Below are 16375 nucleotides of genomic sequence, written 5' to 3' on the forward strand. Positions count from 1 at the left end.
ATTCCTGATTCGAGTGTTCCATCAGCGGAACGCAGGAACTTTTTACTGTACCCAGCAGTCCAATTAGTTGACTGCTAAGATGAGCCCCTATGAGCCAGACCATACCTGCCACCGCGCTGGTGGCCAACAACCTCCCGATCCCCAGTCCGCTCGGTTCGCTGGATGCCTACATCGGCGCCGTGCACCAGATCCCGGTGCTGACGTCCGAAGAGGAACGCGAACTGGCGGTGCGCTACCGCGACCAGGAAGACCTGGATGCGGCGCGCGAACTGGTCCATTCCCACCTGCGCTTCGTGGTCCACGTGGCCCGCGGCTACAACGGCTACGGCCTGCCGCTGGGCGACCTGATCCAGGAAGGCAACATCGGCCTGATGAAGGCGGTCAAGCGCTTCGACCCGGAAATGGGCGTGCGCCTGGTCAGCTTCGCGGTGCACTGGATCCGTGCCGAGATGCACGAGTACATCCTGAAGAACTGGCGCATCGTCAAGGTCGCCACGACCAAGGCGCAGCGCAAGCTGTTCTTCAACCTGCGCAAGTCCAAGACCCGCCTGGGCTGGATGAACGCGGCGGAAGTGACCGCGGTCGCCAAGGACCTGAACGTCTCCGAGCGCGAGGTGCTGGAGATGGAGTCGCGCCTGTCCGGCCGCGACATCGGCTTCGACGCGCCGTCCGACGACGACGACGACCATGCGCCGCCGTCGCCGGCCGCCTACCTGATGGCCGCCGAGGAAGATCCCTCGCAGGCCTACGAGCGCGCCGACAGCGAGGACAACCAGCTGCAGCTGCTGCGCGAAGGCCTGGCCGAGCTGGATGCGCGTTCGCGCGACATCATCAAGCGCCGCTGGCTGGACGCGGACAGCAAGATCACGCTGCAGGAGCTGGCCGACGAGTACGGCGTGTCGGCCGAGCGCATCCGCCAGATCGAGGCGAACGCGCTGAAGAAGATGAAGGCGCTGTTCGTGGCGTGATCGATCCCGCCGACGCCCGCGGTTCATGCGGGCGGTCAGGTGCAGCGAAGCAAGAAGGCCCGGTTTTCCGGGCCTTTTCGTTGGTGGGACGGCCGGGCTTGCGGACAGCGTTCGCGCAGTCGGGTGGTGCGGCCGGATCCGGCCAGGATCCGCATCGCGATCGCTCCGCGACTGCCGCCAACTTCGCGAAGCTGCGGCACTTCTCTCGGAGCAAGCGGGAGCGCCGAGCATCGCGATGCGCGCGCCACCATCGCCATCGCCGCGCTCACGGCTCCGGCGGGCGCGCCACCGGCAGGTGCCAGCCGTAGCGGATCGCCATGAAGCGCAGGCCGAAGCACAGCGTGGCGCCGACCGCCAATCCCCATGGCTGCGGCAACTGCAGCGCGTGCGCCGCGGCGACCACGCCGCCGCCGAGCAGCGCGGCCACCGCGTACAGCTCGGCCTGCAGCACCACCGGCGTGCGCGCCACCAGCAGGTCGCGGACGATGCCGCCGCCGATGCCGCTGAGCATGCCGAGCAGGGTCGCGCTGAGCGGGCCCAGGCCGAACGCCAGCGCCTTGCTGGTGCCGTACACCGCGAACAGCGCCAGGCCGAGCGCGTCGAAGATCTGCACCGGGTTGCGCAGGCGTTCGACCGTGTTGTGGCTGTAGAAGGTCAGCAGCCCGGCCAGGCAGGCCACGCCGAGGTAGCGCGCGTCGCCGAGCGCGGCCGGCGGGGTGGCGCCGATCAGCACGTCGCGGGCGATGCCGCCGGACACCGCGGCCGCGCACGACAGCACCAGCACGCCGAACAGGTCCAGGCGGTGGCGCACGCCGACGGTGGCGCCGCTGATCGCGAACACGAAGGTGCCGAGCAGGTCGAGCAGGAACAGGAAGGTCGCCAAGACGGCACTGCGCAGCGGCAAGGGGCGGCTAGGATCGCAGCCGCGCCGCGGGGTGTCACGCGGCCGGCGGCGGCTGCGGCGGCTGCGGCGGCGCGGTCGGCGCAGGTGGTGCCGGATCGCGTTCGTCGTCGCCGAGGATGATCCGCGCCGCGCGCTGGTAGCTCCAGTACGCCCAGGCCCAGTTGAGCAGCACCACCAGGCGGTTGCGGAAGCCGATCAGGAAGAACACGTGCGCGGCCAGCCAGAACCACCAGGCCAGCAGGCCCGACAGTTGCAGGCGGCCCAGGTGCACGATCGCGGCCATGCGCCCGATGGTGGCCAGGTTGCCGTAGTCGGCATAGCGGAACGGCGCGTCGCCGCGCTCGCCGCGCAGCCGTCGCAGCAGATTTTCGGCGACGTGCCGGCCCATCTGCTTGGCCGCCGGCGCCACCCCGGGCACCGGCTTGCCGTCGGCCTGCTGCAGGGCGGCCAGGTCGCCGGCGACGAACACCTCCGGATGCCCGGGGATGCTCAGGTCCGGCTGCACCTGCACGCGGCCGCTGCGGTCCAGCGGCACCTCCAGGGTCCGCGCCAGCGGCGAGGCGGCCACGCCGGCGGCCCACACCACGGTGCGCGCGGGCACGAAGGTGCTGCCCAGCCGATAGCCGCTGGCGTCGATGTCGGCGACCGGCACTCCGGTCAGCACTTCCACGCCGAGCTTTTCCAATTGCCGTTGCGCCTTGGCCGACAGCCGCTCCGGGAACGAGGCCAGCACCCGCGGGCCGGCTTCGATCAGCCGCACCTTGGCCAGCGCCGGGTCGATGTGGCGGAATTCGTGCTTGAGCGTGTGCCGTGCGATCTCGGCCAGGGTGCCGGCCAGTTCCACCCCGGTCGGGCCGCCGCCGACGATGGCGAAGCTGAGCCAGGCCGCGCGCGCGGCGGGGTCGGTCTCGGCCTCGGCGCGCTCGAACGCCAGCAGCAGGTGGCGGCGCAGGTGCAGCGCATCGTCCAGGGTCTTCAGGCCGGGCGCGTGCCTGGCCCATTCGTCGTGGCCGAAGTAGGCATGGGTGGCGCCGGTGGCGACCAGCAGGTAGTCGTAGTCGAGCGTCTCGCCGCCGGCCAGCTGCACCTGCCGCGCCTGCTTGTCCAGACGCACGACCTCGCCCAGGCGCACTTCCACGTTGTCCTGCCTGCGCAGGATCTGCCGCAGCGGCGCGGCGATGTCCGGCGAGGACAGCCCGGCGGTGGCGACCTGGTACAGCAGCGGCTGGAACAGGTGGTGGTTGCGGCGGTCGATCAGGGTGATGCGCAGCGGCGCCCTGGCCAGCGCGCGGGTGGCCCACAGCCCGGCGAAACCGCCGCCGACCACGATCAGGTGCGGCACGGGGGCGTCAGCCATGCGGGATTCCAAGCGGACGGGAGGGCGAAACGCATGCTGCCGGCGAGGCGGCAGCGACGGCTGCGGCGGCATGCGCGGCGCGCGCCGGGCAACCGGCGCCCTCGCGGCGGCCGACGCACCATGCAGGAACTGGGGGTTGGAACTGCATGCCCCTATAGTAGCGCGATGGCAGGCGCAGGCAGGGATGCGGGGGGCGCATGGTAATGCGGGCGACAGCAACGGATCGGCCCCTCGCGGTGCCCGGCGCGGCGGTGCCGTCGCGGTTGGGCGCGCTGCTGTTCGCGGCGAAGGCGCGGGTGCTGCAACTGCGCCGCGCGCTGCGCGACCTGCGCGGCGGGCCGCGCAGGCACCGCCGCGACGCGGGGTTGCCGATCGCCGAGCAGGCGGTTTCCGAATCGGTCACCGCGCTATGGCCCGACACGGAGGAGACCTCGCCGTCGCTGGTCGCCGGCAAGATCCACAACCTGCGCCTGGCCGCGCGCCTGCTGCACGGGGTCGAAGTGCCGGCCGGCGCGACTTTCAGCTTCTGGCGGCAACTGGGCCGGGCCACGCGCCGGCGCGGCTTCGCCGCCGGGCGCGAACTGCGCGAAGGCTGCCTGGTGCCGTCGATCGGCGGCGGCCTGTGCCAGCTGTCCAACGCGATCTACGACGCGGCGCTGCGCCAGGGCCTGGAGATCGTCGAGCGGCACCGGCATACGCAGGTGATCGCCGGTTCGCTGGCCGAGCGCGATCGCGATGCGGTGGTGTTCTGGAACTACGTCGACCTGCGCCTGCGCGCGGCGTCGGCGTGGCGCCTGGACGTGTGGCTGGATGGCGAGGCCCTGCACGTGCGCATCGTCGGCGGCGCGCCGGCCGCCGCGGCGCTGCCGCTGTCGCCGCTGCGGCGCATGCCGGCCGCGACCGCGACCAACGACTGCACGCGCTGCGGCCGGGAGCAGTGCCATCGGCATGTGCCGGCGTCCGCGGCGCACGGCCTGCGCCGCACCTGGCTGGTGGACGAGGACTGGCCGGAATTCGCCGAGGACCGGCGGCGGCGCATGCAGCCGGGCGATCGGGTGCTGGCGCTGCGCCGGCGCAGCCTCGCCGCGGTGCATGCGGCCTTGCTGCAACGCTGGTGGCTGCGGCGCGGGCTGCCGTTGCCGCAGGTGCGGCAGCGCGCGCAGCGCATCCGCCTGCGCGCGCTGCAGCGCCGGCTCGGCGCGCAGGATGTCGACCTGGTGGTGCCGCAGAGCCTGTTGCCGGGCCTGTGGCTGGCCGGCGAACTGCAGGGCCGGCGCTGGGACGCGTGCATGACCGCCTTGCCGATGCACCTGCTGCAGGCGCGCCTGGACGCGGCCGCGCAGCGGCATCCCGACAGCGCCACGCTGCGCGATTTCCGCGCCGACCCGCAGCTGGTCGAGGCCGAGCGCGCGGCCCTGGCGCAGGCACGGCACTGGATCACGCCGCATCGCGAGCTGCTGGCGTTGGCGGGTGGACGCGGCATCGCGCTGGCGTGGCGGCGGCCGCCGTCGGCGACGGTTGCGCCTTCCAGCGGCGATGGCGGTACGGCGCAGATCCTGCTGGCGGCCTCGGCGCTGGCGCGCAAGGGCGCGTTCGAACTGCGCGAGGCATTGCGCGGCCTGCCGGTGCAATTGCTGTTGCCGCCCGGCGCGCAGGAGACGCCGCGGTTCTGGAGCGGCTACGACGTGCGCCGGGTCGCGACGATGGCCGACGGCGTGCAGGCGGCCGCGGTGGTGGTGCTGCCGGCCTGGATCGAACAACAGCCGCGCGGCCTGCTGCTGGCGTTGGCGCTGGGCAAGCCGGTGATCGCCACCGCCGCCTGCGGCCTGGGCACGGACGACGGCACGTGGCAGTGCGTGGACGCCGGCGACAGCGCCGCGCTGCGCGCGCGGCTGCTGCAGGTGCTGGCCGCGCGCAGTTGAGCGATGGCGCCGGCGCGCAGGCGGCCGCGCTCAGTACAGGTCCTGCGGATCCACATCCAGCGACCAGCGCACGCGCCGCGCCTGCGGCAGCGCGTAGATCGCCGGCATCGCCGCGTCCAGCACCGCGTGCAGCGCGCGCCGGGTCGGCGCCGACAGCAGCAACTGGGTGCGCTGGAAGCCGGCGCGGCGCGGCATCGGCGCCGGCATCGGCCCGAAGCGCTGCACCTGCGCCTGCTCCGGCAGCAGCGCGCGCACCGCCGCGAGGAAGGCATTGGCGTGTTCGACCTGCTTGGCCTCGGCGCGCAGCAGCGCCAGGTGCGCGAACGGCGGGAAGCCGGCGGCCTCGCGCTGCGCCAGCTCGGCCTCGGCGAAGGCGTGGTAGCCGCCGTGCACCAGGGTCTCCAGCAGCGGGTGGCCGGGGTGGTGGGTCTGCAGCCAGACCTCGCCCGGGCGCGCGGCGCGGCCGGCGCGCCCGGCGACCTGGATCAGCTGCTGCGCCAGTTTCTCGCTGGCGCGGAAGTCGGCCGAGAACAGGCCTTCGTCGATGCCGACCACCACCACCCGGGTCAGCTGCGGCAGGTCGTGGCCCTTGGCCAGGATCTGCGTGCCGACCAGGATTCCCGGCTGCGTGCCGAGCGTGGCCAGTTGCGTCTCCAGCGCGTCGCGGCGCTGGGTGGTGCCGCGGTCGATGCGCAGCACCGGCACGTCGGGGAAGGCCTGCAGCAGGCGTTCTTCCAGGCGCTCGGTGCCGATGCCCTGCGGTTGCAGCGCCAGGCTGCCGCAGTCCGGGCAGGCCAGCGGCGCCGGCTGGCGCGCGCCGCAGTGGTGGCATTGCAGGCGGCGGCCGCCGGCATGCACGGTCATCGGCGTGGCGTGCAGCGGGGTGCTGCAGCGCTGGCATGGCGCGGTCCAGCCGCAGTCGTGGCAGAGCAGCACCGGCGCATAGCCGCGGCGGTTCTTGAACACCAGCACCTGGCCACCGTCGGCCAGCGCGCTGCCGATGCCGGCCAGCACCTCCGGCGACAGGCCGTCCTGCAGCGGGCGCTTGCGCACGTCGAGCACACGCACGGTGGGCGGCCGCGCGTCGCCGGCGCGACGGGTCAGGCGCAGGTGCGCGTAGCGGCCGCCGGCGGCGTTGTGCAGGCTTTCCAGCGACGGCGTGGCGCTGCCCAGCAGCACCGGCACGTCCAGCGCCTTGCCGCGCACCAGGGCGAAGTCGCGGGCGTGGTAGCGGATCCCGTCCTGCTGCTTGTAGCTGCCGTCGTGCTCCTCGTCGACCACGATCAGCCCGGCCTGCGGCAGCGGCACGAACACCGCCGAGCGGGTGCCGACCAGCACCCGCGCCTCGCCGCGCCAGGCCGCGGCCCAGACCCGCGCGCGCTCGTTGTCGTTGAGCCCGGAATGCAGCGCGTGCACCGGCACGCCCAGGCGCGCGCGGAACCGCGCCAGGGTCTGCGGGGTCAGGCCGATCTCCGGCACCAGCACCAGCGCCTGGCGGCCGCGCGCCAGGCAGGCGGCGATGGCCTGCAGGTAGACCTCGGTCTTGCCGCTGCCGGTGACCCCGTCGAGCAGGAACGGGGCGAAGCCGGGTGCGGCGACCACCGCGTCGATCGCCGCCTGCTGTTCCGCGTTCGGGATGGGGCCGGGCTGCGGCTGCGGCGCCGCGGCGCTGGCCGGCACCGCGATGCGTTCGGTGAAGCCGCGCTTGCCCAGGCTGCGCGCGGCGCTGCGCCAGTCGTCCATCGCCTGGTCGAGCCGGTCCTCGTCCAGCGGGCCGTCCGCCAGCAGGGCGGCGAAGCGGTGCGGACGGGTGCCGGGGCGGGCGCGATGGCTGGCGCCGGCCTCGGTCAGGCGCCAGGCCCAGGCGTGGGTGTCGGGCAGCGCCTCGCCGCGGCGCAGGGTCACCGGCAGCGCGGTCGCCAGGACCTCGCCCAGCGGGGCGTGGCTGTAGCGCGCCAGCCAGTGCAGCGAGTCGGCCAGTTCGCCGTGCAGCAGCGGCACCGGGTCCAGCCAGGCCAGCGCCGCGCGCAGGCCGTCGCCGTCCTCGACCTGGCCGAGTCCGGCGACCACCCCGCTCAGCTCGCGGTTGCCGAACGGTACCCGCAGCCGGCGGCCGACGTCGCCGGTGGCGGCGGCGCTGCCGGGCGGGGGCAGGTAGTCGAACAGCTGCGGCAACGGCAGCGGCAGGGCGACGCGGAGGGTGGTGGCAGGGGACGGCATCGGCACTAGTCTAGCGGCCGGGGAACCGGGTCCAGCGGCCGCCGCCGTGGCGGCCGCTGGTGGTGCGAGTTGCGCGCGATAGCTGCCGCCAAAGTGATAAACAAGTCGTAAATCGTTGCCCCGCTTGGAGAATCGAATTTATCCACACGCGCTGTGGATAAAGCTGTGCATGAGCGGCATGCTCCACGCCGTGAAGAAGGATTCACAAGCTTCTGCCACAAGTTGGACAAAAAAGCGCCAATCCAATAAACCTGATGGATAACAACAACTTGGCCGTGAAACATGGCTGCAACATGATTTCCCTGGGGACTTGACAGGGGCGCCGGGCGCGCTCCCGGCACGCTGTGCACAACCCGCCGCCGCGATCGGCCCGGCTGGCGCCTGAAGCAGCCGATCACCGCGCCGTTGTCAAGCGCGCGGCGCGGCGGCGGCCTCGCTATCATCGCGCCGATGATGGAGTTCCGATGACCGCCGCGCCCCCTTCTGACGGCGCGGTCGCAGCGCCCGCCCTGGCCGCCTTCCTGCGCGGCATCGAACGCCGTGCTGCGGTGCTGGCCGAGCTGCAGAGCGGCAGCGTGGAACGCGGCACGCCGGCGCTGGCCGCGGCAATGCGCGCGTTCCGCAGCCACGCCGCGACCCTGCCGATGGCCGACTGGCCGCTGCGCTTCTGGAAGCTGCTCGCCGCGGTGCCGTCGCTGCGCCAGGCCGCCACCGCCGCCGGCAGCGACTGGCCGGCGCCGCTCGCGCACCTGGGCGCGGTGGAGGCGGCCGACCGCCTGGCGCTGCTGCTGCGGATCGTGGCCGGGCTGGACGAACCGATCGCGGCGCAGGTGCTGCACCAGTCCACCCAGGACTACCAGCAGGCCCTGGCGCGGGCCTGTCCGCGCGATGCCGGCGGCCGCCCGGACGCTGCCGGCTGGCGCGCGTTGGCCGATGCCGCCCAGCAGCACCTGCGCGACCTGCCGCCGGCGCGGCTGCAGGCGCTGGCCCAGCTGCGCGACGCGGCGATCGCCGGCACCGTGCCCGGGCCCCCGGCGGCGTCCGCGTCCGCACCCCTCGCGTCCGCCGCGCCGGCCCGCGTCCGCCGCGCTCCGGCGGCGCGCGGCCTGACCCGGGCACGCCTGGCGGCAGCGGTGATCGTGGTCGTGGCCCTGGCGCTGGTCGGCACGCTGTGGTGGGACCGGTCGCCGTCGCGGCGCACGGCGGCGGGCGGCGGCGCGGGCTCGGGCCTGGCGCTGGGCGACACCGGGCCGGTGCAGGTCGAGGAACTGCCGGCCGAGTCCGATGTCGCCACCGCGCCGCCGCTGCCGGCCGCGCCGCCGGCGCCGCTGCCGGAACCGGCGGTCTACGACCTGGACTTCTTCGCCTGGTACGCGGCCGGCGCGCCGCCGGCACGGATCGAGCGCAGCGCCCCGAGCGCGGAGGAGGCCGCCGCGGCCGCCGCCACGCCGCCCGCGGACGGCGCGCCCGCGCCCGCGGCCACGGCGGTCGCCGCGCCGCCGGCGCTGACCCCGGCGCAGCTGCGCGAACGCCAGGCCGCCTGGGACGCGCTGAACGCCCCGGTGCAGGCGCGCCTGCGGCAGGTGGCCAACGCCTTCGCCGGCCTGCCGGTGGAGCAGCAGCACACGCTGCGCGCGCAGTTCGCCGCGCTGGATGCGCTGGAGCGCCACGGCTGGCTGCTGGGGCCGGAACTGGGCAGCGAGTACTGGGCGCTGCAGCCGCTGTTCGGCTATGTGCCCGACGCCCAGCGGCAGGCGCTGCTGGGCCTGCTGCGCACGCTGCCGGCCGAGCAGCGCGAACACCTGGCGCTGCTGTCGCAGCGCACCCCGCCGCAGGACCGCGCCGCCCTGCGCCGCGACCTGCTGGCGCAAGCGGCGGACACCCGCGCCGCCTGGCTGCGCCAACGCGCCACGCGCTAGCCACGCGCGTCACCGCATCCCGCTCCCCAAGTCCCGAGTCCCGCCAACGCCTGCACCAAACAACCGCACGGGTTAAACTGCGCCCCCTCCGCCACCCGGCGCCGGCGCCTTCCGCGCGGCCGCAGTGGCGAGATCGCCAGAGTCTTGCAATGTCTTCGTCCTCCACCCCGGCCTCGGTCCGGGGCCGCGAACTGCGCAGCACCGCGCAGCTCGCCCTGCCGCTGGTCCTGGGGCACATCTCCGCCGGCCTGATCAGCTTCGTCGACAACGTGATCGCCGGGCACCACGGCACCCGCACGCTGGCCTCGGTGACGGTCGGCACCGCGCTGCTGTGGCTGCCGATGATGATCCCGATCGGCACCCTGATCGCGCTGACCGCCTCGGTCTCGCAGCTCGACGGCGGCAAGCGCCATGCGCAGATCGGGCCGATGTTCCGCCAGGCGCTGTGGCTGTCGCTGGGCCTGGGCGTGCTGATGTTCGCGTTCCTGAGCGTGACCCCGATGGCGCTGCCGCAGATGGGCATCGCCGCGGAGATCGTGCCCGGCGCGCGCGATTTCCTGCACGCGATCCGCTGGGGCGTGCCGGCGATGGTGCTGTACTTCTGCATGCGCTATCTGAGCGAGGGCATGCACTGGACGCTGCCGACCATGCTGCTCGGCTTCGGCGGGCTGCTGGTGCTGGCGCCGCTGGGCTACGTGCTGACCTTCGGCCTGTTCGGGCTGCGCGAGCGTGGCGCCGGCGGGCTGGGCATGGCCTCGGCGATCATGATGTGGCTGCAGGCGCTGTGCTTCGCCATCTACCTGGCGCGCTCCAAGCGTTTCGCGCCGCTGCGCCTGTTCGCGACCTTCGAGGCGCCGGACCTGCGCGCCATCGGCGGGCTGCTGAAGACCGGGTTGCCGATCGGCATCACCATCCTGATGGAGGGCGGGCTGTTCATCGTCACCGCGCTGCTGATCGCGCGGCTCGGCGAAGTGCCGGCGGCCGCGCACCAGATCGCGATCAACGTGGCGCAGCTGTGCTTCATGGTGCCGATGGGCGTGGCCGAGGCGACCACGGTGCGGGTCGGGCGCGCCGCCGGCGGCGGCGACACGGCAGGCGTGCGCGGCGCGGCCTGGGCCGGCTATACGATCGTGCTCGGCACCCAGGCGCTGTCGGCGCTGGTGCTGCTGTTCGGCCACGACGCCATCGTCGGCGTCTACACCCGCGACATCGCGGTGGCCGGGCTGGCCTCCACGCTGCTGCTGTACGCGGCCGCGTTCCAGTTCCCCGACGGGGTGCAGGTGCTGTCGGCCGGCGCGCTGCGCGGGCTCAAGGACACCCGCGTGCCGATGCTGCTGGCGCTGTGCTCCTACTGGGGCCTGGGCATGCCGCTGGGCGCCGGCCTGGGCCTGTGGCTGGGCTGGGGGCCGCAGGGCATGTGGATCGGGCTGATCCTGGGCCTGAGCGCGGCGGCAGTGATGATGGCCGCGCGCTTCCGGCTCAGCAGCGGGCGCCTGCTCGCCGCCGCGGCACCCTGACTTCAGGCGCATGTGCGGCGCCGGCGCAGCCGGTATGCTGCACATGCGCAAGACGCTTACCTTCCGGAGTTTTCCATGAACCAACCCGTGCGTCGCAGCCCCATCGCCAACTTCTTCGTTGGCCTATGGGATGTGATGAACTTCACTCGCCGGCTGATCCTGAACCTGGTGTTCTTCGGCTTTCTGCTGCTGGTCCTGCTGGTGATCGTGTTCGCGATGGCGCGCGGCGACGGCGGCAAGGCGCTGCACGACCGCACCACGCTGTTGATCGCGCCGGAAGGCACCGTGGTCGAGCAGTTCAGCGCCGATCCGGTCAGCCGCGCGCTGACCAAGGCGATGGGCGACAAGGGCGCCGAGGAGATCCAGCTGCGCGACCTGCTGCGCGCGCTGGAAGCGGCCAAGACCGACCCGAAGATCGAACGCGTCGCGCTGCGCCTGGACAAGCTGCAGCCGGGCGGCTTCGCCTCGGTGCGCGAAGTGGCCGCGGCGCTGCAGGACCTGCGCGCCTCCGGCAAGCAGGTCGTGGCCTACAGCGACAGCCTGAGCCAGTGGCAGTACCTGCTGGCGGCGCAGGCCAACGAGGTCTACCTGGACCCGATGGGCTCGGTGGTGCTGGAAGGCCTGGGCCGCTACCGCCAGTACTTCCGCGAAGGCCTGCAGGACAAGCTCGGCGTGGACGTGCACCTGTTCAAGGTCGGCGAGTACAAGTCCGCGGCCGAGCCGTACGTGCTCGATGCGGCGTCGCCGGCATCCAAGGAAGCCGACCTGTTCTGGATGAACGACGTGTGGCAGCGCTACCTGGCCGACATCGCCAAGGCGCGCAAGCTGACGCCCGAGCAGATCGCCGCGGGCATCGACACGATGCCCGAGGGCATCGCCGCGGCCGGCGGCGACATGGCCAAGTTCGCGCTGCAGCAGAAGCTGGTGGACGGCCTGAAGACCCGCGAGGAGGTCGAGCAGCTGCTGACCAAGCGCGGCGTCGCCGACGACGATGCCGACACCGGCTTCCGCAACGTCGGCCTGGACGGCTACCTGCAGCAGCTGGACCTGCGCCGTTCGCCGGTGGATTCGCGGCCGCAGGTGGCGGTGGTGGTGGCGGCGGGCGAGATCAGCGGCGGCGAGCAGCCGGCCGGGCGCATCGGCGGCGAGTCGACCGCGGCGCTGCTGCGCGAAGCGCGCGACGACGAGGCGGTCAAGGCGGTGGTGCTGCGGGTGGATTCGCCGGGCGGCGAAGTGTTCGCCTCCGAGCAGATCCGCCGCGAGGTGGTGGCGCTGAAGGCGGCCGGCAAGCCGGTGGTGGTGTCGATGGGCGACCTGGCCGCGTCCGGCGGCTACTGGATCAGCATGAACGCCGACCGCATCTACGCCGACCCGTCGACGATCACCGGTTCGATCGGCATCTTCGGCATGATCCCCAACCTGGCCCGCAGCCTGGACAAGATCGGCGTGCATACCGACGGCGTCGGCACCACCCGCTTCGCCGGCGCGTTCGACGTCACCCGGCCGATGGACCCGGCGGTGGGGCAGGTGATCCAGTCGGTGATCAACAAGGGCTACGCCGATTTCACCGGCAGGGTCGCGCAGGCGCGCAACAAGCCGGTCGAGGCGATCGACCAGGTCGCGCGCGGCCGCGTGTGGAGCGGCGCGCAGGCCAAGGAACGCGGCCTGGTGGATGCGTTCGGCGGCTTCAAGGACGCGGTGGCCGATGCCGCCGCGCGGGCCAAGCTGGGCGAGCGCGACAAGTACCGCGTGCGCTACATCGAGAAGGCGGCCACGCCGTTCGCGCAGTTCGTCAGCGGCTTCGCCGGCAGCCGCATGGGTGCCTGGATGCTGGGCGATTCGGCGCTGGCGCACGCGGTGCTGGCGCGGCACATGCCGGAGCTGGATACCCAGCTGCGCTTCGTGCAGGACGCGACCGACAAGCGCGACGGCGCACCGGTCAAGGCGCTGGCCTACTGCTTCTGCGGCCTGTGATCCGGGCCTGAGGCAAGCGCGTCCGCCGGTGCGCGGGCGCGCCGCAAGCGACGAAGAACGCCGGCCGATGCCGGCGTTTTTTATTGCCCGGTGGCGGCGTCGATCGCCGCGTTCTGCGCCGCCGCGGCCTGCTCGGTGCCGGCCTGCGCCTGTCTGGCGCGGTCCAGCGGCTGGGCGATCGCCGTGCGCAGCGCGGCGGCCTGCGGCTCGGGTGGCTTGTCCGCCGGTTTCGGCGGCGCCGGCTTGCAGGCGGCCAGCGCGGCCAGCAGCGACAGCGCCAAGGTCATCGAGCGCAATGAACCGTGCATAGGGGCGACCTCGTTGGGCGTGGGCGTTATCCTACGCCCACCCCGGCGCAGACAGGCAAGGCGATGCAGCAACGTTGGCGGCTGGACGGACAGACCGCACTGATCACCGGCGCCAGCGCCGGCATCGGCCTGGCGATCGCGCGCGAACTGGCCGGCTTCGGCGCCGAGCTGATGCTGGTGGCGCGCGACATCGACGCGCTGGAGGCGGCGCGCGACGAACTGGCCGACGCCTATCCGCAGCGCCGCATCCTGGCGCTGGCCGCCGACGTGGCCGACGACGAGGACCGGCGCGAGATCCTGGACTGGGTCGAGGACCATGCCGACGGCCTGCACCTGCTGGTCAACAACGCCGGCGGCAACTTGAGCAAGGCCGCGGTGGACTACACCGAGGACGAGTGGCGCGGCATCTTCGAGACCAACCTGTTCTCCGCGTTCGAGCTGTCGCGCTACGCGCATCCGCTGCTGGCGCAGCATGCGGCCGCGGCGATCGTCAACGTCGGCAGCGTGTCCGGGCTGACCCACGTGCGCAGCGGCGCGCCGTACGGCATGACCAAGGCCGCGCTGCACCAGCTGACCCGCAACCTGGCCGCCGAATGGGCCGAGGACGGGATCCGGGTCAACGCGGTGGCGCCGTGGTACATCCGCACGCGGCGCACGTCCGGGCCGCTGTCCGATCCGGACTACTACGAGCAGGTGATCGAGCGCACGCCGATGCGCCGCATCGGCGAACCGGAGGAAGTGGCTGCCGCGGTCGGCTTCCTGTGCCTGCCGGCGGCCAGCTACATCACCGGCGAATGCATCGCGGTGGACGGCGGGTTCCTGCGTTATGGGTTCTAGGGCAGTTGCTGCTGCCGCTCATCGTCGCCGCAGCGCGCGGCCTTAGTCGCTGGCCGCACGCGGCAACCCCTGCAGGAGCGGCTTCAGCCGCGACGGGCGTTACCAGGAAAGCTCCGGTCGCGGCTGAAGCCGCTCCTACAGGCGCGGCGTCCGCGTCGCGTGCGCCAGCCTAGTCCTGCGCGCCGCAACTGCTCGCGTCGAGCAACTGCTGGCGGCGCACGTATTCCTGCCGCAGCTGCTCGGCATGCTCGGGCACGGCGAAGCGCCAGTGCGTTTCGGCTTCGGCCACGTAGCTCTTCCAGGCATCGCAGGTGGCGGCCTCGGGCAGCGCGTCGCAGCGGTCGCGGAACACTTCGCAGGCGCTGCCGCCGGCCTTGTCGGGGCTGCCGTCCAGGCCGACGGTGCGCAGGGGCACGCAGCGCGGCGCCGGCTCGGCGACCTCGCCGACGTAGCGCTGCTGCTCGCGGGTGACGCAGGCATACAGCGGAGGCGGCGGCAGGCGCGGGGCAGCCGCGGCGGCCGGCGCTGATGGAGGACCGGATGCGGCGGCGGTCGCTGCGGGTGCGGCCGTCGCCGTGGGTGCCGCCGTCGTTGCAGATGCGGCCGTTGCTGCAGATGCGCCCCCCGGCGTTGGCGCTGGCACCGATGATGCAGCTGGCGCAGCGCTCGGCACGTAGGCCGGCGCGCGCCCGACGCCCTGCATGATCTTCTTCTCCTGGCGCATGCCCTTGGGACACGGCTGGTTCTGCAGGGTCAGGCCGCCGTGGGCATCGGTGCAGCGATAGAACACCACCTCTTCGGCATGCGCGGCGCCGGCGCAGGCCAGCAACGCGGCGAGGCGGACAAGGCGCCGCATCTCAGCTGCCGCCGCAGTCGCGGTCCATGCGCGCGTCGATGCCGCGCTGTTCGGTTTCCAGCGCGCGGCGCTCGCTCTGCAGCGCGCTGTTGTAGCGGCGGATCAATTCCCAGCGGCGGTCGCTCAGGCGCGCGCACACTTCCTGTGGCGGCAGCGCGTTGCAGGTGTCGCGGACCAGGGTGCTGCCGGCCGGCACTATCACGTTGCCGCCTGTGGGATAGACCGGTCGCGGGGGCCGTGGGCGACCGCCTTCGCCGCCACCGTGGTGATGGCCGTTGCCGTAGCCATTGCCGCCGACATAGCCCATCGCCCACAGCGGCACCCAGCGCGGATTGCCCTCGTTGTCGTCGCTGGTGTAGCGCTCGCCCTCGCTGGTGACGCATTCGTACATCGGCTGCGGCGGTTGCACGGTGACGATGCGGATCTCGCGCTGCGGCAGCGGCGCCGGCGCGGCCGCGGCGCGCGCCGGATCGGTGCTGAGCGTGGTGGTCGGGCGCGGCGGCGGATCGCGCGGGCGCTGCATGTCCAGCACCTGCTGCTGGCGCGCGTTCTCGCACGGTGCGTTCTGCAGGCTGACCGCGCCGCTGCTGCCGGTGCAACGGTAGATGCGCACCGAGCCCTGCGCGCCGTCGCTGCGCGCGGTCTGCGCGCCCTGCGCCCAGGCGGCGCCGGCCAGCGGCAGCAGCGCGGTCAGGAGCAGGGCAGGGCGGGCGATGGCGGGCATGGGCGCATCTTGCGCGCCTTCGCCGGCCAGGGAAAGTGCGGGCCGGGGCAGCGCCGCCGCGCGCCGGGCGAAGAGGCAGGCCGGACCGCGCCGTCGGCTTCGCGCTGCTGCGGGCCACGTGCCGCAGCGCCGAACCCTGCGCTCGGCGCTGCGCTGGCCGAGGGGGGTCGGTCCCCCCCGGCCATACCGCGTTCGCCGCTGCCGATGCACGCACGGCCGACGCGCGCGCGGCTGGCGGGGCGGGCGGATCTTGCCGTTCGGCGGGCGGCATGGGCGGCGGGCCGGCCGGCACGCACGGGCCGGCTCAGGCGCGCAGGATCTCGCCGCTGACCGCGTCGCGGATCGGGGTGGGCTGGGCCAGGTCGCCGGTGTCGCCACCGACCACGCCGTCGAGCGCGGCCAGCAGCTGCGGGTCGAGGTCGGCGCGCTGCCGTGCCGGCGGCTCGCCGCCGCGGTTGGCGCTGGTCGACACCAGGGCGCCGCCCCAGGCGCGGCACAGCGCGGCCACCTGCGGATGCGCGCTGATTCGCACCGCGATGCCGCGGTGCGCGCCGGTGACCCAGCGCGGGGCGTGCGCCGCGGCCGGCAGCACCCAGGTATGCGGCCCCGGCCAGCTGCCCAGCACCGCGGCCAGGCGCTCGGCCGGCAGCGCCGACAGGTCCAGCAGCGGGCGCAGCGGCTCCAGTTCGGCGGCGACCACGATCAGGCCCTTCTCCACCGGCCGCTGCTTGATCCGCAGCAGCCGGGTCACCGCCGCTTCGTCGTGCGGATCGCAGCCCAGGCCCCACACCGCTTCGGTGGGATAGGCGATCACGCCACCCCGCTGCAGGACGGCGACGGCTTGGCTCGGCGACAGGTCGGTCATGCGC

At 73.5% G+C, this 16375-nt stretch carries 13 protein-coding genes; 6 read left to right on the forward strand and 7 right to left on the reverse strand.

The window, feature by feature from the left end; all coding sequences use genetic code 11:
- Window positions 1-89 precede the first annotated feature (89 nt).
- Window positions 90-968, forward strand: coding sequence for an RNA polymerase sigma factor RpoH (gene rpoH, locus OCJ37_RS02685; RefSeq protein WP_263112174.1), 879 nt, complete (start codon window positions 90-92; stop codon window positions 966-968).
- Between the two features lie 265 nt (window positions 969-1233).
- On the opposite strand, the gene OCJ37_RS02690 is transcribed toward rpoH, so the two are convergent.
- Entirely contained in the window at window positions 1234-1851 is a 618-nt protein-coding gene (locus tag OCJ37_RS02690; protein WP_263112175.1) for a trimeric intracellular cation channel family protein, read from the reverse strand.
- A 55-nt stretch (window positions 1852-1906) separates the two neighbouring features.
- The gene (locus tag OCJ37_RS02695; RefSeq protein ID WP_263112176.1) at window positions 1907-3229 is read right to left on the reverse strand and encodes an NAD(P)/FAD-dependent oxidoreductase; all 1323 of its coding nucleotides are present in this window, start codon (window positions 3227-3229) and stop codon (window positions 1907-1909) included.
- A gap of 251 nt (window positions 3230-3480) precedes the next feature.
- On the opposite strand from OCJ37_RS02695, the gene OCJ37_RS02700 reads away from it, so the two are divergent.
- Window positions 3481-5151 (forward strand): VanW family protein, encoded by a 1671-nt coding sequence (locus tag OCJ37_RS02700; RefSeq protein ID WP_263112177.1) that lies wholly within the window; start codon window positions 3481-3483, stop codon window positions 5149-5151.
- 30 nt (window positions 5152-5181) lie between these two features.
- Here OCJ37_RS02700 and OCJ37_RS02705 read toward each other — a convergent pair whose 3' ends face one another.
- A complete protein-coding gene (locus OCJ37_RS02705; protein WP_263112178.1) occupies window positions 5182-7371 on the reverse strand; it encodes a primosomal protein N' in 2190 nt (729 codons plus the stop codon).
- 464 nt (window positions 7372-7835) lie between these two features.
- Between OCJ37_RS02705 and OCJ37_RS02710 the strand changes: the two genes are divergently transcribed.
- From OCJ37_RS02710 to sppA, 3 genes are all read left to right on the forward strand, one after another.
- Window positions 7836-9290: a hypothetical protein gene (locus tag OCJ37_RS02710; protein ID WP_263112179.1), complete on the forward strand. Its 1455-nt coding sequence runs from the start codon at window positions 7836-7838 to the stop codon at window positions 9288-9290.
- A 149-nt stretch (window positions 9291-9439) separates the two neighbouring features.
- Window positions 9440-10807 (forward strand): MATE family efflux transporter, encoded by a 1368-nt coding sequence (locus tag OCJ37_RS02715; RefSeq protein WP_263112180.1) that lies wholly within the window; start codon window positions 9440-9442, stop codon window positions 10805-10807.
- 75 nt (window positions 10808-10882) lie between these two features.
- The gene (gene sppA / locus OCJ37_RS02720) at window positions 10883-12781 is read left to right on the forward strand and encodes a signal peptide peptidase SppA (protein ID WP_263112181.1); all 1899 of its coding nucleotides are present in this window, start codon (window positions 10883-10885) and stop codon (window positions 12779-12781) included.
- An 80-nt stretch (window positions 12782-12861) separates the two neighbouring features.
- Here sppA and OCJ37_RS02725 read toward each other — a convergent pair whose 3' ends face one another.
- Window positions 12862-13089, reverse strand: coding sequence for a hypothetical protein (locus OCJ37_RS02725; RefSeq protein ID WP_263112182.1), 228 nt, complete (start codon window positions 13087-13089; stop codon window positions 12862-12864).
- A 63-nt stretch (window positions 13090-13152) separates the two neighbouring features.
- On the opposite strand from OCJ37_RS02725, the gene OCJ37_RS02730 reads away from it, so the two are divergent.
- Window positions 13153-13926 carry an SDR family oxidoreductase gene (locus tag OCJ37_RS02730; RefSeq protein ID WP_263112183.1) on the forward strand — a complete coding sequence of 258 codons (774 nt, stop codon included), beginning with the start codon at window positions 13153-13155 and terminating at the stop codon, window positions 13924-13926.
- Window positions 13927-14095: 169 nt separating this feature from the next.
- Here OCJ37_RS02730 and OCJ37_RS02735 read toward each other — a convergent pair whose 3' ends face one another.
- The 3 genes from OCJ37_RS02735 to OCJ37_RS02745 all read right to left on the reverse strand — a co-directional run bounded on the left by OCJ37_RS02735 (window position 14096) and on the right by OCJ37_RS02745 (window position 16371).
- On the reverse strand, window positions 14096-14782 hold the full coding sequence (locus tag OCJ37_RS02735) for a DUF4124 domain-containing protein (protein WP_263112184.1): 687 nt from the start codon (window positions 14780-14782) through the stop codon (window positions 14096-14098).
- Window position 14783: 1 nt separating this feature from the next.
- Window positions 14784-15506 (reverse strand): DUF4124 domain-containing protein, encoded by a 723-nt coding sequence (locus tag OCJ37_RS02740; protein WP_263112185.1) that lies wholly within the window; start codon window positions 15504-15506, stop codon window positions 14784-14786.
- Window positions 15507-15810: 304 nt separating this feature from the next.
- Entirely contained in the window at window positions 15811-16371 is a 561-nt protein-coding gene (locus OCJ37_RS02745; RefSeq protein ID WP_263112186.1) for an L-threonylcarbamoyladenylate synthase type 1 TsaC, read from the reverse strand.
- Window positions 16372-16375 lie beyond the last annotated feature (4 nt).

This window comes from Xanthomonas sp. AM6 (assembly GCF_025665335.1).
Classification (GTDB): domain Bacteria; phylum Pseudomonadota; class Gammaproteobacteria; order Xanthomonadales; family Xanthomonadaceae; genus Xanthomonas_A.